General features: G+C 54.6%; 17 protein-coding genes, 1 tRNA gene and 1 pseudogene. 4 read left to right on the top strand and 15 right to left on the bottom strand.

The genetic code is table 11. The annotated features are described in order from the left end of the window. Positions 1–17: 17 nt before the first annotated feature. Positions 18–353, bottom strand: a pseudogene (locus tag A9974_RS12165) (ATP-binding protein); the annotation flags it as partial. A 38-nt stretch (positions 354–391) separates the two neighbouring features. On the opposite strand from A9974_RS12165, the gene A9974_RS29655 reads away from it, so the two are divergent. The 3 genes from A9974_RS29655 (at position 392) to A9974_RS12150 (ending at position 4,437) form a co-directional block, all read left to right on the top strand. Then, entirely contained in the window at positions 392–682 is a 291-nt protein-coding gene (locus tag A9974_RS29655) for a response regulator (protein WP_370539627.1), read from the top strand. 579 nt (positions 683–1,261) lie between these two features. After that, positions 1,262–2,707, top strand: a complete 1,446-nt coding sequence (locus A9974_RS12155) for an IS1182 family transposase (protein WP_183004347.1) — start codon at positions 1,262–1,264, stop codon at positions 2,705–2,707. A gap of 518 nt (positions 2,708–3,225) precedes the next feature. Continuing rightward, positions 3,226–4,437 carry a hypothetical protein gene (locus A9974_RS12150; RefSeq protein WP_183004346.1) on the top strand — a complete coding sequence of 404 codons (1,212 nt, stop codon included), beginning with the start codon at positions 3,226–3,228 and terminating at the stop codon, positions 4,435–4,437. 107 nt (positions 4,438–4,544) lie between these two features. Here the strand turns inward: A9974_RS12150 and A9974_RS12145 are convergent, their stop codons facing one another. The 10 genes from A9974_RS12145 to A9974_RS12100 all read right to left on the bottom strand — a co-directional run bounded on the left by A9974_RS12145 (position 4,545) and on the right by A9974_RS12100 (position 14,415). Next, complete coding sequence (locus A9974_RS12145; RefSeq protein ID WP_183004345.1) at positions 4,545–5,984, bottom strand: UvrD-helicase domain-containing protein; 1,440 nt, start codon at positions 5,982–5,984, stop codon at positions 4,545–4,547. Next, positions 5,977–7,683, bottom strand: a complete 1,707-nt coding sequence (locus A9974_RS12140; RefSeq protein ID WP_183004344.1) for an AAA family ATPase — start codon at positions 7,681–7,683, stop codon at positions 5,977–5,979. Before A9974_RS12140 ends, A9974_RS12145 begins: the two co-directional genes overlap by 8 nt. A gap of 1,099 nt (positions 7,684–8,782) precedes the next feature. Beyond that, on the bottom strand, positions 8,783–9,835 hold the full coding sequence (locus tag A9974_RS12135; RefSeq protein ID WP_183004343.1) for a type IV secretion system protein: 1,053 nt from the start codon (positions 9,833–9,835) through the stop codon (positions 8,783–8,785). 1 nt (position 9,836) lies between these two features. Beyond that, positions 9,837–10,097 (bottom strand): EexN family lipoprotein, encoded by a 261-nt coding sequence (locus A9974_RS12130; RefSeq protein ID WP_183004342.1) that lies wholly within the window; start codon positions 10,095–10,097, stop codon positions 9,837–9,839. Next, positions 10,094–10,540, bottom strand: a complete 447-nt coding sequence (locus A9974_RS12125; RefSeq protein WP_183004341.1) for a hypothetical protein — start codon at positions 10,538–10,540, stop codon at positions 10,094–10,096. The genes A9974_RS12130 and A9974_RS12125 overlap by 4 nt, the downstream gene beginning before the upstream one ends. 10 nt (positions 10,541–10,550) lie before the next feature. After that, positions 10,551–11,276, bottom strand: coding sequence for a P-type DNA transfer protein VirB5 (gene virB5, locus A9974_RS12120; RefSeq protein WP_183004340.1), 726 nt, complete (start codon positions 11,274–11,276; stop codon positions 10,551–10,553). 363 nt (positions 11,277–11,639) lie between these two features. Next, a complete protein-coding gene (locus tag A9974_RS12115) occupies positions 11,640–11,897 on the bottom strand; it encodes a hypothetical protein (protein ID WP_183004339.1) in 258 nt (85 codons plus the stop codon). Positions 11,898–11,924: 27 nt separating this feature from the next. Next, a complete protein-coding gene (locus A9974_RS12110; protein ID WP_183004338.1) occupies positions 11,925–12,920 on the bottom strand; it encodes a relaxase/mobilization nuclease domain-containing protein in 996 nt (331 codons plus the stop codon). Next, on the bottom strand, positions 12,917–13,459 hold the full coding sequence (locus tag A9974_RS12105) for a plasmid mobilization relaxosome protein MobC (RefSeq protein ID WP_183004337.1): 543 nt from the start codon (positions 13,457–13,459) through the stop codon (positions 12,917–12,919). Before A9974_RS12105 ends, A9974_RS12110 begins: the two co-directional genes overlap by 4 nt. Further along, positions 13,456–14,415: a hypothetical protein gene (locus A9974_RS12100; RefSeq protein WP_255468143.1), complete on the bottom strand. Its 960-nt coding sequence runs from the start codon at positions 14,413–14,415 to the stop codon at positions 13,456–13,458. Before A9974_RS12100 ends, A9974_RS12105 begins: the two co-directional genes overlap by 4 nt. Positions 14,416–15,149: 734 nt before the next feature. On the opposite strand from A9974_RS12100, the gene A9974_RS12095 reads away from it, so the two are divergent. Then, positions 15,150–15,851: a metallophosphoesterase gene (locus A9974_RS12095; protein WP_183004335.1), complete on the top strand. Its 702-nt coding sequence runs from the start codon at positions 15,150–15,152 to the stop codon at positions 15,849–15,851. A gap of 671 nt (positions 15,852–16,522) precedes the next feature. Here A9974_RS12095 and A9974_RS12090 read toward each other — a convergent pair. The 4 genes from A9974_RS12090 to A9974_RS12075 form a co-directional block, all read right to left on the bottom strand. Then, positions 16,523–17,149, bottom strand: a complete 627-nt coding sequence (locus A9974_RS12090; RefSeq protein ID WP_183004334.1) for a hypothetical protein — start codon at positions 17,147–17,149, stop codon at positions 16,523–16,525. Between the two features lie 61 nt (positions 17,150–17,210). Then, a complete protein-coding gene (locus A9974_RS12085) occupies positions 17,211–18,341 on the bottom strand; it encodes a site-specific integrase (protein WP_183004333.1) in 1,131 nt (376 codons plus the stop codon). Between the two features lie 135 nt (positions 18,342–18,476). After that, positions 18,477–18,561 (bottom strand) — tRNA-Leu (locus tag A9974_RS12080). A gap of 190 nt (positions 18,562–18,751) precedes the next feature. Then, positions 18,752–20,072, bottom strand: a 1,321-nt coding sequence (locus tag A9974_RS12075) for a nucleobase:cation symporter-2 family protein (protein WP_183004332.1), incomplete at its 5' end; no start/stop codon positions are given.

Here is a 20,072-nt window from a genome sequence, read left to right as displayed (position 1 = left end):
CGAAAACTGACCCAGCCCTAATTTGATTGGGTCAGGGTTGCTACAGATTCGGCTGTTTTACGCTCCTTTTTGGGCTGTGTGCTGCTGTTTTTGAATCGGTAGCTGTCGTTGCCGGTCTCGACGATGTGGCAGTGGTGGGTGAGTCGGTCGAGCAAAGCAGTCGTCATTTTTGCGTCCCCAAATATGTTTGCCCATTCAGCGAAGCTGAGATTGGTGGTGATGATGAGGCTTGTGTGCTCGTAGAGCTTGCTGATGAGGTGGAACAGCAGCGCGCCGCCGGCTTGGCTGAATGGCAGATACCCGAGTTCGTCGAGAGTAACGACGTGCGAGTGCATGAGCCGGTGGGCGAGGTGGTGGTCTCGATGTTAAAGGACATGGGCCAAGATGCGACCTGGCTTCTCGACGCGGAGGCTGCGCTGGCGCATCTGACGGAGGGAAGGGGGGCTGTGACATCGCGATCCTCGACGTCGTCCTGCCTGGTGTGAATGGCGTTGAATTGGGTCGCCGTATTCGAGCGCAATGGCCTGACATACGGGTGGTACTCGCCAGCGGGTACAGTGACGCAATCAGTGGCCAAGAGGTCGTCCCGTTTCCGGTGATGCAGAAACCGTATTCGCTTGAAACTTTGACGCACGTGCTGCTCGCGCCCGACTCGGCGACTGCGGGAGTACCTAAACGCTAAGGTCTTTGCCCTGGCTCGTCTATCTTCAAGCACCGCTTTGCTACCGGACGAGATGAACGTCCTTTTTTCCATGCTCGCGGCGCAATGCCAGGATGGAGGCGTGGACGGAAGTCCACATTTGGTCAATTGTTGGGATTGGGAATTACTGCATATGATCTTTTCGAACCGTGACGTCCTTGTTGAGCTTCGGCAGGTACGGATGCGCCAGATTCCCTGGGTCAAGAAGGCGGCAACCTTTTTACAACTGCGATCGCTGAACCTCGTCACTGCCGCCCGCCAACGGGCGGCCTCCGGCTCCGGCCGCCCAGATGTCGAAATCGCGGCATTATCGGAACCGGGGAAATCGGAATTCGAGAGGCTGAGACGCCGCGAGGAATGTGACGATTGGACGGCGTATGGACGCGCGCCCTACGTAGGACCCGGGGCAGATTCTTAGCATGGTTTACTGAAGTTGGCCGTAACCTGGGCGGAAAGTACGTCGAGCCAGCAGACCTCTTCCGACCGAGGCTGTGTGAAAACGCTTGGTTGAAGGCGCTTCAGAAATTAAAATCACGGCACCCGTTTTGAGCGAGGTGACCTATGAAGAGATTCATTGAAGGCCAGAGCCGCGAGCAAGTGACCTTGCTGCCAGAATGTCTCGATGACTTTGTGGGCGAAGACAACCCTGTGCGCATTGTCGATGCGTTCGTTGAAGAGCTGGACCTGCTCTCACTTGGCTTTGATGGATCAACGCCAGCAGCCACAGGGCGCCCGGCATACCGCCCCGCAGTGCTGCTCAAGGTCTACATCTACGGATACCTCAATCGCATCCAATCCAGTCGTCGCCTGGAGCGAGAGGCTCAGCGCAATGTTGAGCTGATGTGGCTCACGGGACGCTTGGCGCCTGACTTTAAAACGATTGCTGACTTTCGTCGGGACAACGGCCCGGGCATCCGCAATGTGTGCCGACGATTTGTGGTGCTCTGCCGTGATTTGAAGCTGTTCAGCAAGGCGCTGGTTGCAATTGACGGTAGTAAGTTCAAGGCCGTCAACGCGCGTGACAAAAACTTTACCTTGGGAAAGATAGACAAGCGTCAGCAGCAGATCGAAGAAAGTATTCAGCGCTATCTGGCGGCCCTGGATACGGCAGATCGCACGCAGCCTGTGGAACTTGAAGCACGTACCGCGCGACTCCAAGACAAGATCGCCATGCTCCGCAAACAAATGCAAGTGCTCGAGCAAGTGAAGGGGCAGCTCAAAGAACTGCCTGAGAAGCAGCTATCAATGACAGACCCTGATGCGCGCTCCATGGCAACCAGTGGCCGTGGCTCGGGCATGGTGGCTTATAACGTTCAGGTGGCGGTGGATGCCAAACATCACCTCATCGTTGCTCAGGAAGTTACCAACCTGGGGCATGACAGAAGTGCTCTGGCATCAATGGCGCTGGCTGCACGCAAGGCGATGGGAAAGCGCAAGCTGCAATCCATTGCGGATCGTGGCTACTACAGCGGCGAGCAGATCAAAGCGTGTGAAGACACAGGCGTTGCAGCCATTCTTCCCAAACCCAACACATCAGGTGCACGAGCCCAAGGGCGCTTTGACCGTTCAGATTTCGTCTACATCCAGAGCGAGGATGAGTACCAATGCCCTGCTGGACAACGTGCTACCTACCGCTTCACGCGCGAAGAGAATGGACTGCAGATACGACGCTACTGGAGCAGTGCTTGCACGCAATGCATGATGAAATCCCAATGCACACCCAGTGACTACCGCCGCATCAGTCGGTGGGAGCACGAAGATGTGCTGGAGCGCGCACAACAGCGCTTGGAGCAAATGCCCGACGCCATGATGGTCAGAAGAAGGACAGTCGAGCACGTGTTTGGCACGCTCAAGAATTGGATGGGATACACGCACTTTTTGACCAAGCGGCTGCGCAACGTCAGTACCGAGATGAGCTTGAATGTACTGGCCTACAACCTCAAGCGAGTACTTTGCATTCTTGGGTTTGACAAGACAATGGCTGCAATGCGTCTGGTGGGTGGGTGAGCCCTTTTTAGGTGTGAAATCAGGGCATCAAAGCGCTCAGAAACGCCACCAAAGAGGTGAGACCGCTCTTATTCCCAAAAGCTGCTGAAATAGGGCTTCATCCGCAATCTACTGACCAACTTGCTGAGACGTTGATAGATTTTTGTGTTTTCACACAGCCTCGACCCAAAGCGGTCACCAAACCTGCGCAATCTAGCTTTTCTGTCGCGCTTCCAATCTGTTCATTAGCACAGAAAAGGATGGGGTGGCGGTAAGCAGCTTTTTTAGCTCGGTGTTTCGAGAATAACGCCGCGTTATCTTTCCACCACGATTAAAATAAGATCAAAATTATTTTTTGGGTGAACGGAGCTTTGGATCCGGCGAGATTTCGCCGCCTGTTGCGGGGCTATTAAAGGCTGCCGCAAGCCGCACGGCTGCCGGCCTTTGTGGTAAGTTCATGACACGTTTTGCAGCATGCTTTTTTGGGGGGGGGGATGATAATGGTCGGTAGATACAAGAAGAGCCTTGAGCAATTAACAATGATGCTTCACATTATCAAGACACGAAAGAATTTGCCGACAGGAGCAATCGTAGATTTTCAATTGTTGCTTTTGAAAAAAATTAAAGAGGCAGAAAAATCAATTATTCTCACAAAAGAAGTAATTAGAAAACTGCGTCTTGAGAAAGCAAATGATAGACCAACCAAAGAGCGGTCGAAAGAAATAACAGGGCTTATAAAGAGATTTGATGAAAAAATAGAGGGCTATAAGTATATAATTTATATATGGAAGATGTATGGAGATAGCATCGCATTTCATTTTTGTGATAAATATGCAATAAAGCACTTTCTTTACGATGAAAATTATCATGTAAAGGAAACTGCCGGATTTATTTCCGGAAAGGAAGGCATCAAAGCGGAAATAATGCTTCTAAAAGCGGCGGCTCAAAATAATGTGCCTGCAGTGCTTTGCGACCTTACAAATACGCTAAGGCATGGCGATGTATGCCTACTAGGTCATAATGACCCCTATCCTATTGAAGTAAAAACATCAAATAAACTTGACAAAAGAGGGGAGAGGCAACTTAAGAAAATAGATGAGCTAAATGGATTTTTCATCAAAGATGAGGCTGAAAACTTCCGAGGCGTAGGTCCTGTAATAAGACGCGAACACATAGGAAAAGAACAGTATCACTTACGAGCTATCAATGATTGCATAAGTAAGTCCTATGAAGAAGGCACTAGCCATATTTCACCAGAGAGTGGAATTCACTATCTAGCTATAACAAAATTCAAGCAAGAAATTTTTGACCAGATATCTTCAAAGTACATTCATATACTCAATTTAAACGAATATAAAAGAGTAATGAATTGGCATCCCTATACACCTTTTCATCTTTCGCTAAATCCCGAGCATATCTACAATTTCATCAACGGAAATTTAAGCATAGTGGTTCTTTTAGACTTCCAGGTCATAAAGAGAAGATTTAAGAAAAATGGTCTGCATATAATTTTCCTGCAGGACGAGCATTGGTATGCTCAAATTTCAGCCACAGGAAATATTTTGGACGGGGGGTTTAGGGTATCAACGCAATCATTTCTGCGGGTTGCATTTGAGTTCCAGAGCTTGGCATGGGCAATAAAACAGCACAAAGAGCACTTAAATCTTTTTATGGAAGACACGGGTAAATCTGGCAGAGAAATGGAAATTCCTCCAGATTGGATCGCAGCTACAGACCCTATTCCAATGTAAAGAAAATAGCCACTTTTTGCGTGCCTACTCTTTCCTGCTGCTAGCGGCCAAAAGCCTAAGTTCGTTTAGGAAAGCCCGCTGGCGTACAAACAGGATTTAAACGTCCGCTACTTCACAGGCAATTCGTGTTTGGAACTAATGATCGTCAATGACTTGGACCCACGGGTCATTGCAACGTACAGATCCTTGGCGTCCAGTGTGTCAGCGTCAAGGATGACTGCATGGTCGTATTCCAACCCCTTGACCAGTAGAGTTGTGCCGATGAGCTTGCGGTGGCTGATCGGTCGCCCCGTGTGCCTCATGTCTCGTTGGTACAATTTTGCTGCCTCCGTCAATGTCGCCGCTCCCCCGTCAATGTGAATTTTCAAGATATTGAAGAAGCGATACAGCAAGTCGCGCCGGTAGGCTGATGTATCGGGATTCGCTTTCAGCGCCAAGAAGAAAGCTCTAAGGTGCGCACTTGTCGGTTCTTTGAGGTAGATATTCGCAGCATGAAGAACCAAGGGATATTTGGTTCCTTTGCTCTGCTTCGCGACCTCGCCTCTCTTAGTGCCGGCGGTCAAGATCTCGCCCACTCCGGTGAAGCACTTCTTGGAAAAATCCAAAGCCAGAAGAAAGCTTTGCTGGGGTGTCTTGGCTGAAACCAGTCTCCTGATGAACGAGTGAAGGTCTTTGCCTTCAACTTCTTCAATGGAAGAAAACCGTCCACCCATGGTTCTTGCCAAGAGATGGGTCTTGTTCTTGGACTGCTGGTCGCCGCAATGAAGGGCAATCACACTCTCCTGATGGTCCAACAAATCCATCAGTGAGGAGTACTGCTTTGACGCCAAGAATTCTGGGGTGGTGGGAACACGTTTCACACATGCAGGCAGGCCGTTTGAAATATTGATCTTCTGCCCCTGTTTTAGTGTCTCTCTCGCCTTCTTGAGCCAAGCTCCAAGGGTCGGATCTCCAGTCGTTTTCCAGCGCCATGGAGTCTCTAGCTGACCAAGGCAAGTGAAGGCCGGATAGACACTTACCGTCCAATCAACGGGCTTGCCTTCGTCGCCACCGAAGTCAAAGATGGCCTGCATAGGATCGCCTAGAATTCGGCACGGCATGAACTCAGCAAACGAACAGACTAGGGAATGCTGCAGATCGGAGCAGTCCTGGTACTCGTCCACGTAGACGCCGGCATAAGTGGCTGCGACAACGCGGCGAATGAACTGCTTCCTAAGCAGCTCTGAACAGCACTCGTAGAGCTTGTTCCACTGCTTACCCGTAGGGTGCTCTGCTTTCCACGCCGAAGTCTTCGGGTAGGCGAGACAGAGCCGAAGGGACCAGCTCGCAATCGTGTCAATATGGTACTTCGAAGCAGGCACACCAAGATTGTTCATCTTGGCCCTGATGGAGTTCACACCCGCAAAGGTGTGAGTCAACACGAGCTGCCGCTTGCTAGCCGCTTTCACCGCCATGGCGATAAGGTGTGTCTTTCCATAGCCGGCCGGCGCTATCACATACCCCTTGGTAGTGAAGTCGTTGAGCTTGAGAGCCAGTTCCTCAGACACGCTCTGCCCAAGCCCAAAGCTGGGCGAGCTTCGCGGCCATGTCCTTCTTTGAGAAATCTGCGTCATCGAACGCAGGGCTGATAGTCTGCATCCACGAATCGCCACGGGTAATGTCCTTAAACCAGTCGCTGCTTTTCGCTGCATTTCCGATAGCAAGCCTCAGCTCAGGGCTGTCTTCCCACTTGATAACGTCCTCATCAAGTGGCTTCTTATACCAAGAGCGCACGTTGTCGTAGACAGACAGACTGGGAACAGTTTGGGCGAGTTGCACACTCGAAATCACGCTGATCCACGGCAAGTCCTGAAATGCTCTTTGCTCCAATGAGAGCTTGTCGGTCCATACGTGGACCGAAATGCCCTTGTCTCTCAACTCAGCCTCATGAGCAGGAGAAAACTGTTTCTCTGCATCCCCGTCAGCTACAACGCAGACGTCATAACCGAGAAGCTTGAAAGCCTCTGCCAGAGCTTTAATCTTGCTCGCCCCACCTGCATTCAGCAAAGACACGCCGTGATAGGAGAATGGATCGTTGCCCTTGCCAACCTGATAGTCGTCATAGCCCCTCATGAACCCGACCTCGGTAGCTCCCTCACAGACCACAACCTTCTTCGACAAGAACGCCTCGGCACTAGAACGAATTCTTCCTTGCGCCTCGTGAGCAGCCAACCCTTCACAGTAAGCGGGAGTGACCCGTACGGTTCCTGCCTTGCTGTGAACGATGTACAGGTCATTGACCGTCAGTTCCCGCAGAACTGTAGGCGAGTGCGTGGTGAGGAAGTATTGGCCTTTCTTGTCTTCTCGCACGTGTTTGATGAGCCTAGTGATTCGGTGTGGTTCCAAGCCGAACTCCACCTCGTCAAACAAAGTGATGTGTCCTTCTTCCAGGCCCATTTTCTGAATGCCGCACAGCAGCATTCGCCGTGACCCCAGACCTAGCTGACGAAGAGGAATGTCGCCGTCATGGAGAACCAGCCCGCCAACCTTGAGGTTGATAGAGGCCAGATCGAGATGAGCCTTGTAAGCCTCCGATACAGGCACACCCAACAGCTTTGCGATGTCTTGAGACTTCTCAGCCGCAGCATCGAAGTTCTTGAGAGTGACAGGTCGGTTCGCATCCAAAGAGGCTCTGGCCGTGCGAGAGGCCGTTGCCAGCAACTCGTTCAGACTTTGGGCCTCAGTGAGCTTCGCCAACGCCGTGCCTGTAGCCCATGAAAACTGTTTCTCGCTATAGGCACCAATGAGGCCGACACTGACCTTGTTCCTATCGCCCTGCTTGAACTGAACACCGTCAGGGTGACGATCACAGACAACCATCCACTTAGGCTCAAGATCTTTGTCGACCGTAAGCCGCACGGTCAGGACACTCTCCAGGTGGTCTTCCGGCTCGTCGGTGAGCTTGAGGGCTGCGGAATCCCAGCCACGGAGGTACTGACCGTATTTGTCCAAGGCGCAGAAGGCTTCGGTCAAGGCTCCAATGGTGATTTCTATGATGATAGAGTTGGCTACCTTGCACTGGTAGAAATCGGCGTCACTTAGGGTCAGGTTCCACTGAGGATAGAAGGCATACCTGATGGCCTCAATAATGGTGGATTTTGAAGAATCCCCTTTCCCAATCAGGCAGAATATGTCGGCGTTGGGAAGGCTCCAGTCAAGCTCTTTCACGCCCCGAAAGTTCGTGATCTTTATTTTTCTGATTTTCACCGCGCAGAATCCTTCAAATCTATATCAATGAAAATGAGCGATTTCATTGATTACTTGACTGTCTCAATCTGGCCGACAGCAGACGATTCTGAGTCAGCGTCTTTACAGAACTTCCACCTTATCTAAACACTGGCATGCACATGTAATGCAAAACCCGGCGACAGCCTATCCTGCACTAGTCTCAACCACCTCAAGTTTCTTCGTCATGACTAAGCTTTTAGGTGCGCTAAGGCATCACACCGCGTCACAAACTCGTTGAGGTCGATTTCTCCATTGATGAAGCGCTGAGCGAGAATCCCTCCAAGCTGACAGATGCGCATGCGTAATCAACGGCCACTTCACGCCGACCACGCTCGACATCGGATAACGTTTTGCTTAGCCCTGTTTCATGCGTACCGTTCTCAGCCATGGTTGCCTCCCGTGCTTTAGGTAACGCTATATTACAAGACGTGGGATTTTTTTGTGGCTTTGAGGCAAGGCCGACAGAAAAGACCTTGCGCAGAAATTGTCTTGTTTTTCTGCCAACCAATAGATTTCCCCGATTGACGGCTATCTCGGGTATTTGCGAACGAGGCCACTTCCCAAAGAGGCTTTGCCTCTCTGGACTCTCCACCCTCGCCGGCGGGAGCCTCGGGGGCAGGGGTTACGGGCCGACGGCCCTGAACACCTCCCCCGGGCGCAGCGTGTTGTCACTCCTGCCGCGTCAAGGGGCCGTGTCCTCGCCCATAAGGCTGCGGGCCGCACCAACCCCTTGACCCGTCATCCGTGCTATCAAAAGCCGGTATGAGGTCGAAGCTGGTGATTCTCCGGCTGGAAGAGGTGTCAAGGGCGGGACCGGAGGCCGCAGCCCGAAGCAAGGCGTAGGGAACGGTGAGGATGCCGGGCGTAGCCTTCACCCTTGACGCGTCTGAGGCCATGCAGCCTGTCGGCAGGGGGTAGGAACAAGGCAAGGCCGCCGGGCCTGCCCCCGCAGCCAGTCCGGCAAGAACGGACGCGGGATGCAACCGAAGGGGTTGCCCAAGCGAAGCGCGGAGTATGCGCGGCGATAAATGAAAAGGCCTTGCTGATGGCAAGGCCTATGCGGATGCCAACACGCACGTCACTTGCCGTTGACTGAACCACCGGTTGCCGGTCCCCAGTGCTTGCCCATGTTCTGCAAGACGTGTTGACGATAGGCCGGGTTCCACATGGTGTTGCCTGCAATCATGTGGTTACTGCGGCCCGCAGTGACCATCATGCCAGACTGCATATCGCGACGCGTTGTCTTGGGATTCACCACATTACCCATGCCCTGTGCCATGCTTCTGAGCGTAACGGCTTCAAAGGCGAGACCCCCCGCTAGTTGAGCACCCAAGCCGCTCGTCTTCCTATGAGCAAAGAAGATTAGAGCTGCCAGCATGATGATATAGAAGAAAGAATTTATAGGAATATCTGTATTTGTCCCAATCAACTTGTCGTAGAGTGTTTTGAATAGGCCCATTCCTACTGACACGACAACCATGGAAATGGCAATCTCCAATATGTATGTCATTACCTGTTGAAACCACTTGTCGAACCATTTTGCGGTGATCGGGAACATCAATGCAGCAATAAAAACTGGGCCAATTCCGAGCATCACACCTAAAAATAGTTTCGCCAAAATAATCGTACCTGCGGCCGGCAGGTGAACTAAAAATACCGCGACGGACATTAATAGCGCGTTCACGGTATCCCAGGCCATATGGCCGATTTCGTAAAACTCCCGTTTCGCAACCTTGCCGAGCATGTCATAGGCGACATTTAGCCCTTTGTCGGCTGAGTTGTCGAGCACTTGATAGATATTCATAGCCTGAGCGTTGGACGTAGACATGATGTCGGCCAGACCCGTTTCCAGTCCCTGAATGGCAGACACAATGGTCGCCGTATAGGAGTCTGCCGTCATGCAAAATGTCGCGATGATGATGATCTTCACGCATTGCTTGAGGAACGTCCGGAACGGAGCCTCCACTGCCCCCATGCTGATCGCGTAACCGGTCATGGTGATATACAGGGTGACTCCCGTTAGCATCAGCATCTGAAATCCGAAAATCACATTAGATGCTGTTCCCGAAATAAAGGAGTTCAGCATGGAATCCAGACTGTCACCTACCCATTGAAAAAGCGCAAATTTCATACTATTGGCCTCCCTTCAATGGATTAATAGGCGAAAGGTCGAAATAGCCACGCTTATCGACGGCTAGGTGGTTCTCTGCGGTCTTGGCATTGATGCAATTGGCGGAGGCGGCGAGCTCGCCTGGATTAGCTTCGCATTTCGCGATCATTGCCTTGCGTTCGGGGTCATGCGCCTTGTACCAATCGACAGTTTGAACCGGGGTGTTATCACTGCAAGCTGCGAGTGTGAGAACGACAAGGAAAGGGAAGATGGTGTTTTTCATTTGTGCGCCTCACGTGTGTTGATGATGTTGAGTGCGTGGGCCACCTCGGCGGCCTCAATAATGCGTAGCGCTGCAAGGGTTCGCACGACGCTTTCGCGCATGCCACCCCATGTCGGGTCCGTGAAGCGATTTGGCGCGTTTGTCCAAATGACGCCGAAGCAGCCAACGCTCGTAACCGCCGATAGCAGGATATTCATCCATGCCGGCAAGGGTTCGTCGTCAAGGGGTGGGAGCGTGAATCCCCACAATCCCATAGCTGCGTAGTAGGCCGTGAACGCAGCCATGAGGAATGCAATGGCATCTAGGGTTCTCATCAGCGGAGCACGCCGTATAAGCTCTCGGTAATGCTCGGGACTTAAGCGGCGAGCACAAGCCCAAAAACGATAGATGGGAAAGCAAAGTAATACGACCACGACCAGTGTTATTGCGTAGAACGGTGCCATGATTTCCTCCTTAGCGAGCAAGCGGGTTGAAGACTTGAAGGGTGGGGTAGTCCCGTTGATCAACAATCTTTGCGTTGATCTCCTTCTGCCGTTGTTGCTGTAGGCGGTCTTCGGCTGCCGCGACCATTTGGTACATCTGTAGCTTGGTCTGCTCGTTCTGAATCATGGCTTGCTCGGCGGCGATGCGGCCTTGCAGTTCAGCGATAGCCTTCGGGTCCTGGGTCTGGTTGATTTGCCGCATCAACTGGTCGATTTGGCTGAGGCGGTTCTTCGCCGCGTCGTAGGCGTCTAGCGCGAAGGCTTTATCCTGAGCACCTTTGACGGCTTGGGCTTCGCAGTTCGTGCGCTGCTCTGTCAGGGCAAAGCCGGTGCATGCGTCATACACCTGGTTGTCGTTGTAGATGGACTCAGCGCGCCCGCTCAGGCCGGCATAGCCACTTGATTTGACGGAATCGTAGACGCCTTGCCAGTCTTGCGGCAGGTAGTCCCGCAGTTGCGGGTTGTTGAACAGTTCGCCCATACCGCGTGCGCCGGTGACCGCAGCGTATTGCTGTTTCATCTGGTCGATCTGGCTGACCATCTGGTCGTACTGCATCTTCCACTTCGCCATCGTTTCGATCTGGTTTTCCACGCTCTTGGCGATGGAAGCGCCATCCGTCACGGGGATTTGCGCGAAGGCAGCCGATGACGCGGCAATGCCGACGGCCAGAATGCAAGATGCTAATAATTTCTTCATGTTCGCCACTCCATTTAGTAGGGTTGATGGCGAACGCTGGGCCGTCTTTCCAGCCGGTCATTGGGAGCTTATTTAAGGCTCTTGCCCAGCACACATGTTCAGTGTTCTTGGGGCTTTCAAAGACACGTCTCTACCGTGTTGTCATCCCCTGCTTTTCCGGGGCAGTCATCCTCAACTTTTCCGAGGCAGTCAGCACACTACTCTTCGGTGCGGTCACGCGGCCTATCTCCCCGCGTCAGGCCCTTCTTTTCGGGCCGGCACCCGGTACGCCGAAGCGTTCTTGGGGCGGTTGCAGCGTTCGTATTAGTTAAAAGTACAACCGAAGTTGATTGTACTTACGGTTAATGCAAAGTAGCTTCCCGACTACGGCCACCACATCTTGCGGTCAATGATGATGCGGTCTGACAGGTACGAGATATTCGCCAACTCCGCCAGTGCCATTTCTACTGTTCGGAATCGGAACGGCCGGCCCTTGTCATCCATGACGGGATACTCTGTAGTGCCGTTCTGTACGGCCAAGGCAAAGCCCTTCCAGTAGTGCGCATACAGGATGATCTGCACGTCACCAGTGCGCGCTGGATCATCGCAGTAGTCTTGCAGGGCGTCGTAGCGTAAAGCCATCTTTATGGTCCTTCTTGCGCAATCAAGTTAACGGCTCAGGTTGTCTTTGCCTGAACGGTGGGTCTTATCCAGTCGCTGAGCGTCCTTGGTCGCTTCGGTGTCGCTCTGGCTATGCTGTGGAGCCTGTAGCTTCCTGTCCTGCGTGGGATCGAGGAACCGAACAATTTTCAGGGCAAGCGATTTGTCCTTGTCGTCACCAGCGGCCAAGGCTTTTGCGATGTGCCCGTAGCCATTCCTGATGGCGCGTGAAACGCCGGAACGCCTGCGCTGTTCCCGCTCGGTCGCTTTGGTGCTCTTGCCACGCTTGGCGGCATGTCGCGTCGCCTGCTTGACGGTAACGCGCGTGTGTGACCGCGCCCTGCGCGGTGTGGCGTTGGCCTCGATGCCTTGTTCACCCAGCGCTTCGGCGAAGCGTTCTCTCCATCGTTGCAGGTCGGCTTTTCTCGGATTGAGCCGGCTGCCGTCGATGCCCAGAGCCTTGACGCAAAGGTGGCCGTGGGGATGCGCTTCATCGTCATGAATGGCGAAGACATACGCATGGTTGTCGCCGAACTCTGCTTTCGCGAATGCACGGATGGCATCATTGACTGCGCGCCGGTCGGTGCCAGGGGGCATGGACAGCACGATATTGAACGTTTCGCGGCGCGTGCCGTTGTCAGGCAAGCCATACTGGCCGCTTTTCCATTCGTCGCGCACGTCCTGCACCGCTTCACGGCCAAGGATGATTTCGCCGTCTTCGTTCTCCAGTTCTACCAGGCCGTTGCGCGATATGTAGTCGAGGTGCGCTTTGACCTGCGCGATGCCTTTGCCGCCACCGGAGATCTTCACCATGACTTCGGGCGCTTTGCGGGTGGTCAGCATCAACTTGTCGCGAACGCGAGCGCTACCGGTCAACAGTAGCGGCTTGGACGGCGGCGACGTGCGTGACCGCGTCACTGTGCGCTTTGTCCCTTGGCTGGTGACGGGCTTGGTATAGATGCGTTCGCCCCAGTCTTTCAGAATCCCATCAATGACTCGACTCATTCCAACCTCCAGCGGTCAATGTTGGCGCGCATGATGTCTGCCACCCGCGCGGTATGGGCTTTGATGTGACGGGTCAGTGTGTCGATACGCTCGGCAGTGACTACCGTCTCCGGCGTGCGTCCTGCGTTTATGTGCCGGGCGATCTGGTTAAGGTTGCGGCCGATGGCAAGCAGCCTCGAATTCGATTCGCCCAGCGTTCGCAGTTCTGACATGCCGAACTGCGGTTCGCCGCTGAGATTGGCGCGTATCAGGTGAATGACCCAGCGATTGGCTGACATGCCCTGCTGAAAGGCCAGTGTCTCGACGCGTGCATATTCCGTTTCGGTCAGGCGGACTTCCATGCGGCGGCGTGAGGTGTCCGGTTGCTCATACGCTGACGGCTTGGTCGAATCGCTCGCTGACACACCGTTGAGCAGCCGCACGATCACCTGTCGCAGTGCATCGCTGGGGTTGGTGTCTTGGCGGGCGCAGAACGCCTGCCAACGCTGCTTTAGATCGCCATTGAGTCGAACACTGAGGGTGGCCTTGTCGTTTTTCATTTCGGCATCCTCGTGTGCATGCCCAACTGAGCCTTGAGGTTTTGAATCTGGGCTTGAGTTTCAGTCTTACTGAGCTGCACTGAATCCGATGCCCGCGACGCATCATGGGTCGCTGTCTGATGTTCCCTTCTTGTTGCGACCAGGATACCTGCGGCCGGCACGAAGCCACCCTTGCGGTGATTGTTAAGGAGTCCTTTGAAATACGCGACCTTTGATTTTTGGATGGTCCCGGGTTTCTTGATCGCCCCTTCCAGTTCGTCAAGTAACGCCTGCGCATCCGCTAATGGGACGTCGGTCAGCAGGTTTTGGATCGACATCTTTTCAGCGGTAACGAGCGCTCTAGGGTAATGCAGGCCGTCGTCGCCTCTCGTAGTAGTAGGGTTATAGATAAGGTTAGTGTTAGTAGTAGTGTTACCCGGGCCTCTGTCCATAGCCTCGGGATAGGCTATCCCTAGCGTATGTCCTTCATTAAGTGATTGATTTCTATGGAGATCCTTTGCGCATGCCGAAATGGACATCCGACCGTCGTCGGGTTCTGCATAGGGTGTCGATAGCCTATATGGACCGTATGCGAGGGCTTTCGCCACTGTTCTGCGCAGGGGATCGCCGACAGGCAGGCGATTGATAAAGTCACTCACGTATGCGTCACGCCAGCCATGAGGTAGTGCCTCAATCTGTTCGAGTGTTTTTGTCCTAAGTGTCGTTGCCACTGCCATCTTGGCTGAGTGATGATCCCACCAATCTTTGACCCAGATGTAATTCGCCTGAGGATCAAAATCCAAGATGCCGGCATCGATGAGACGACGCATCACTGGCATCAGTTGTGATTCGGGGTCCCAACCCATTTCCGAAGCTGCAATCCGAATGACAACTTCATACGCGCCGATGACGTTGCTGAATGGCGAAGTCAGAAAGTAGAGCAGCGCATATCTGTCTTCTTCTGTAAAGCCTGACATGCGAGTGGAGCGCCATATCTGGTCGCTGACGGTTCTTTGTCGACTCATGCTCGTGGCCCTTTCGTCGATGTCGCTGCAGGCATAGTTTCGTCGTCTGTAGGTTGCTCCAGGCTCAGTGCTTCCGTGACCTGCAAGGTCCGGAAATAGAGGCGGCGGCCGACCCTCAGCATCGCGGGTTTCATCCTGCGCGAAAATTCAGTGTCTGCATAAAGCGCCACGCGGACGCCATCGGGAGATCGGCCTAGCAATGTGGCAACATCAACGATGCTCATTAACGGCCCAAACCGTCCCAACAAGTATTCTCCAGTAGTCATTCATATGCCTCACAAGTTCACAGTAGGTAATACGAGTCTTTACTGTGGGAGCATAAATGTCAACCTAAAAACGTACTTAAGTGATTGATTCTAAAGGCCAAAATTGGGTATCTGCGAAAGCCAAAATTGGGCATCGTCAAATGCCAAGATAGGGCATATTGGATTTTCACGAGTGCTCGAGTCGCATCAAATAAATTTGGAAATCAACGACTTAGGAAAGGGCTTCGGAATGGCTACTTTTCAGCGCCGGAATCGTGTTTGTGTATGAAAAATTTTGTGGAAAATTTCCAACGACGAAAGCTTCGTCGCACGTTGAACAGGACCTTTGGTTGATTGTGGCTAGATCATCGTTTTGGCTTCATGCAGCCCTAAAGTCCAAGTATCATGAGAGATATGCAGGACGAGTCGCTATGGAGTTGCATGGAAATTAGGAATGACGTCGGTAATGTCCGAGTCCAGCGCTTTCGCTTGAATACTAATGGTCGTGATTTCGCCGTGGGTGACATTCACGGTCATTTTGGCCGGCTCGATACCGCGCTCGCCGCCGTCAAGTTCGCACCCGAAAAGGACAGATTGTTTTCCGTGGGTGATTTGGTGGACAGGGGGCCTGAATCCCCAGACGTACTGAAATGGTTGGAACGCCCATGGTTTCATGCGATCTGTGGGAATCATGACCTGATGACGTTGCGACGGGCAATGGGCAATCCGATTCCGGACTTCGATCACCGTGCCCACGGCGGCGAATGGTTAGATGCGTGTGTGAGCGATATTCGCGGGCGCATTGCGGCTCGTTTGAGTGCGTTGCCGCTGGCTATCGAGGTGGAAACGCCGCTTGGCTTGATCGGAATGGTTCACGCCGACTTCCCCTATGACGATTGGAACGCCATTCATGGCGCTGGTTTCAGCCAAGAAGATGAAAATGCCTGCCTGTGGTCAATAGACCGTTATCGAGCGCAGTACGCCCAACCAGTTCGCAACGTACGCGCGGTGGTTCATGGGCATATGACCCTGCGCAAGCCCATGAAACTCGGCAATGTCTATTACATTGATACCGGGGGATGGCAGGATGCTGGTCGCTTTACGTTGCTGGATCTGCATACGTTGAAACTGCCATCACGGTAATTAGATTTTTTCCATTGCCGACGTTTCATACGTCTAAAAATGACCGGTGATAAATGTACAAAAGCCCCGTGACAGAATCACAGGGCTTCGGTACTCTAATTCTTGCAGATACCTGCTAGGAACCAGACGTAGCAATCTCATCCTAGCAAGGCTGGCTAGCATTGTCACTACCAGCTTAAAACCATTCAACGACATTAAACCCATATCTGCACCCTTGATGCTCAGGTCTCGCCCCGGACTCCGGCAGGATAAACAGGCGAATGGTGGAAACCTAACCAGTTCGGGAAAGAAACTGGCTCTACCCCGTCTCGCTGTACGATAACAAGCACCTGATAAAGTGAGTATCAAGGCGGCATTTGCGATGTAGTCGATTGCGCTGTCTGGCGCATCCACAAAATATGAATGTTCCGAATGGCCTGATGCGGGTCACTCCGTTCCTCGTTTCTTGGTGTACCCACCACGGGGGCATTAGGTTGGCTATGCCATTTTTTTGAGATTTGGGTAGGCCCGGCCCAATGAAAAATCCATGTATCGAGTAGCTGCGTCGCAGGATGCGAGAGTATGACAGGCACCATCCGGGCATGTCGGGCCACTGATGCAATATTCCATAAGCAAAAAGCCCTTCACGCATTAGTGAAAGGCCTTTCGTTTTGGCGCTGATTCAGCGCTGTTTATCCGCGCTTGAACAGGCGTTCGTGCATCCACCCATCGTTGGTCAGGATGACAGCCGCTTTGCCCTGTATATCTCCCTGAGTCTGTTCCTCAAAATTCTTGTAATTGGCACGCATGCCTTCCGATTTAGCCCAGTCATCTGCACCCTCTACCTTGTAGCGGTAGTTCACCCGCGAGAGCTTTACGCCCATCGTGTCGCTGGGCTCAGTGAAGTTGTCCACTTCCACGATGGTGTACTTACCGGTGCAGAAGGCATCTTGTCCAGCCAGCGTGTTGGCACCATTGGCGACGAGGAATTTCTTGCCGGTGTCAGTGACTTGGTACTCGGTGGCCGGCTCCATCTTGTTGCCGAACATGGCCTTGACTTCGGTGTCTCGCTTCGTCAGCAGCCCGGCATCGACCAGCGCATCGGCGCGCTTCTTGTTCTGACCACCCAGCATGTCTTGATTCGCCAGGGTGAACGGCAAGCCCTTTGCAGGTATTGCAGCGCATAGGCCCTTCTGAGTGTCTAGGTACGCCTGTACGGCCTTGCTGAAGTTGCTCTTGTTGGCGTCCTTGGCGCTGCCGCATGCTGCAAGGGTAAGCGCAAGGCTGCTGATGGCGACGATCTTGATAGCGGTATGCAAAACGAGTTTCCTCCGTAGGTTAAGACAATAAGTTATTCATTATGGCAACGCGGTGGAGCGATTATGCGTTGTTCTCTGCATGGCGGTCGGCTTCAGTTCGGATTTTAGAAGCGGACGGCGCGCTTCGCGCAATGCGGTCCAGCTTCTGCACCAGGTCTTCCGCCCGAAGATGCGTATAGCGTTTGAGCATCTGCATCGACTTGTGGCCGCTGATGGCCGATACCTCCTGATCACTCAAGCCGGCTTCCACGAACCGGCTGACAGCCTCGTGCCGCAGGTCATGAAAGCGGAAGTCTTCAAGGCCCGCTGCTCGCTTGGCATCGGTCCACGCTTTGTCGAACAGGTAGGGGCGTCGTATGCCATCCCGGCCGGGTTCGCCGAAGAACACCAGTTCGGTTTCGGCTGGGCGCACGGGGTTGGCAAGTGCCTCGGTGAACGCGCGCGTTGCCTCGGCAGTCAGAGGAACGGTGCGGGGCGAAGAGTTCTTGGTGTGCTCCAGCCGCACGACGCGCCGCTCGATGTCCACTTGCCGAATACGCAGCGTCGCAATCTCGGACAGCCGCATACCGGTCTGGACGGCAATGCGCACGATCCAGCCGAACATCGGGTTCGAGTGCTTATCAACGGCTTGCAGCAGGCGGTTCTGTTCTTCTTGGGTCAACCGTCGGTTGCGGCCCGAGCCGGGAGCCGGGCGGCGAATGTTGGACACCGGATTGAAGGGTAGCCCAATGCCCCATTCCTTGATGGCGACAGTGAACAGGTGGCCCAGCAGCGCTAGTTCCAAGCGTACCGTGTTGTTACTGCGCGGGCGTAGCTTCTTGCCATTCTTGTCCGGGTCGCCAGCCAGGCGAGTGTCACGGAACTGCGCCACGATCTCGGCGTTCAGGGCGGCTAGCGAATACTTGCCAAGATGCCGGATGATGACCTGTGCTTTCTTGTGTTCGCCGACTTGGGTCGAGGCGCGCTTGGTGGGCGTGACTTCCTTGAGGTAGCGGGTCAGCGCTGCTTCGACCGTCATGCGCTCGGCAGGAGCCCGCTGGATGTATACGCCGCGTACCATTTCATCTTCGGTACGGCGCGCCCAGTCTTCGGCGTCCCGCTTGGTGCGGAATGTCTTGGCCGTGGCAGGCCAGCCGGTCTTGCGAATGAGGGCTTTCCAAGTGCCTGAGGAAGTCTTAACAATCGTAGCCATGTGTACTCCGGTATGAGGCTAGCGCCGCATTACTGTACCGAAACTGTACCTGACCAAAATTCTGGGGAAATCCCCCGGTGCGGGGCTTGTACTGCAAAACCTTCTAATCTATTGAAATTTCAGAAGATTTTTAGATGGTGCCCGGGGCCGGAATCGAACCGGCACGCCTTGCGGCGGGGGATTTTGAGTCCCCTGCGTCTACCAATTTCACCACCCGGGCAAGGGGGTCGCGAACGCGTCCTGTGCTACTTGAAGACGGCTGCGGGAGAAGCGAAGACCGCGATTATATGCGGTCTGGAAAAAATTGTCAGGCGGCGGGCCGGCGCGGGCAAGGCGGGCCGGCTTGGCCTGGTGTGTGGCCTGCCGGACCCCGCGCGCCGTGGCGTGGCGCAAGCCCGGCCTGCCACCACTCACTTCTTCTCAGGCAGGAACCAGTTCATCACCAGCGCGCAGATGCCGCCGGTGGCCACGCCGGATTCCAGCACGCTTTTCACGGCATGCGGCAGGTGCGACAGGATTTCCGGCACTTGCGACACGCCCAGGCCCAGGGCCAGGGACACGGCGATGATCAGCAGGGCGCGGCGGTCCAGGTGGATGCCGGCCAGGATGTTGATGCCCGATGCGGCCACGGCGCCGAACATGACCATGGCGGCGCCGCCCAGGACGGGTTCGGGCACGGCTTGCAGCACGCCGGCCACCGACGGGAACAGGCCCAGCAGGATCAGCATGCCGGCGATCCACACGCCGACGTGGCGGCTGGCGATGCCGGTGAGCTGGATGACGCCGTTGTTCTGGGCGAAGACCGAGCTGGGGAACGTATTGAAGACGCCGGCCAGCAGCGAGTTGGCGCCGTTGACCAGCACGCCGCCCTTGATGCGCTGCATCCACAGCGGGCCTTCGACGGGCTGCTTGGACACCTTGCTGGTGGCGGTGACGTCGCCGATGGCTTCCAGGGACGTGACCAGGTAGATGATCAGCATGGGCACGAACAGGGCCCACGAGAAGCCCAGGCCGAAGTGCAGGGGCATGGGAATCTGGAACAGCGCGGCTTCGCGGGCGCCGGTGAAGTCCAGGCGGCCCATGCAGGCGGCGGCGATGTAGCCGACGGCCAGGGCCAGGACCAGGGCGGTGCTGCGGATCCAGACGACCGGTACGCGGTTGAGCAGGATGATGGTGCCCAGCACCAGACCGGATAGCGTCAGGTTCTCGGCGCTGGCGAAGGTGCCGCTGGCCATGGCGCCGAAACCGCCGCCCATGCTGATGAGACCGACTTTGATGAGGGTCAGGCCGATCAGCAGCACGACGATGCCGGTGACCAGCGGGGTGATGAGGCGCTTGACGAAGGGCAGGATGCGGCTGATGCCCATTTCCACGAAGGACCCGGCGATGACGACGCCGAAGATGGCTGCCATGACGGCTTCGACCGGGGTGCCTTGCTTGACCATCACCGAGCCGCCGGCGATCAGCGGGCCGACGAAGTTGAAGCTGGTGCCCTGCACGATGAGCAGGCCGGCGCCCAGGGGGCCGAAGCGCTTGCACTGGACGTAGGTGGCGATGCCGGAGATGACCAGCGACATGGACACGATCAGGGTGGTGTCGCGGCTGCTGACGCCCAGGGCCTGGCAGATGAGCAGGCCGGGGGTGACGATGGGCACCAGGATGGCCAGCAGGTGCTGCAGGGCGGCGACGAAGGCGACGGGGGCGGCAGGGCGGTCGTCGGGGCCGTAGACC

The organism is Achromobacter sp. UMC71 (assembly GCF_014170305.1).
Classification (GTDB): Bacteria; Pseudomonadota; Gammaproteobacteria; order Burkholderiales; family Burkholderiaceae_B; genus Achromobacter.
This window is presented reverse-complemented; position numbering and strand designations above follow the sequence as displayed.

What these genes read in the sequence shown, in the direction of transcription:
- A9974_RS12155 (WP_183004347.1), top strand. Translation starts at nt 1,262, where the DNA reads ATGAAGAGATTCATTGAAGGCCAGAGCCGCGAGCAAGTGACCTTGCTG.
- A9974_RS12150 (WP_183004346.1), top strand. Translation starts at nt 3,226, where the DNA reads ATGATGCTTCACATTATCAAGACACGAAAGAATTTGCCGACAGGAGCA.
- A9974_RS12135 (WP_183004343.1), bottom strand. Translation starts at nt 9,835, where the DNA reads ATGAAATTTGCGCTTTTTCAATGGGTAGGTGACAGTCTGGATTCCATG.
- A9974_RS12130 (WP_183004342.1), bottom strand. Translation starts at nt 10,097, where the DNA reads ATGAAAAACACCATCTTCCCTTTCCTTGTCGTTCTCACACTCGCAGCT.
- A9974_RS12125 (WP_183004341.1), bottom strand. Translation starts at nt 10,540, where the DNA reads ATGGCACCGTTCTACGCAATAACACTGGTCGTGGTCGTATTACTTTGC.
- virB5 (WP_183004340.1), bottom strand. Translation starts at nt 11,276, where the DNA reads ATGAAGAAATTATTAGCATCTTGCATTCTGGCCGTCGGCATTGCCGCG.
- A9974_RS12115 (WP_183004339.1), bottom strand. Translation starts at nt 11,897, where the DNA reads ATGGCTTTACGCTACGACGCCCTGCAAGACTACTGCGATGATCCAGCG.
- A9974_RS12110 (WP_183004338.1), bottom strand. Translation starts at nt 12,920, where the DNA reads ATGAGTCGAGTCATTGATGGGATTCTGAAAGACTGGGGCGAACGCATC.
- A9974_RS12105 (WP_183004337.1), bottom strand. Translation starts at nt 13,459, where the DNA reads ATGAAAAACGACAAGGCCACCCTCAGTGTTCGACTCAATGGCGATCTA.
- A9974_RS12100 (WP_255468143.1), bottom strand. Translation starts at nt 14,415, where the DNA reads ATGTCAGGCTTTACAGAAGAAGACAGATATGCGCTGCTCTACTTTCTG.
- A9974_RS12095 (WP_183004335.1), top strand. Translation starts at nt 15,150, where the DNA reads ATGGAAATTAGGAATGACGTCGGTAATGTCCGAGTCCAGCGCTTTCGC.
- A9974_RS12085 (WP_183004333.1), bottom strand. Translation starts at nt 18,341, where the DNA reads ATGGCTACGATTGTTAAGACTTCCTCAGGCACTTGGAAAGCCCTCATT.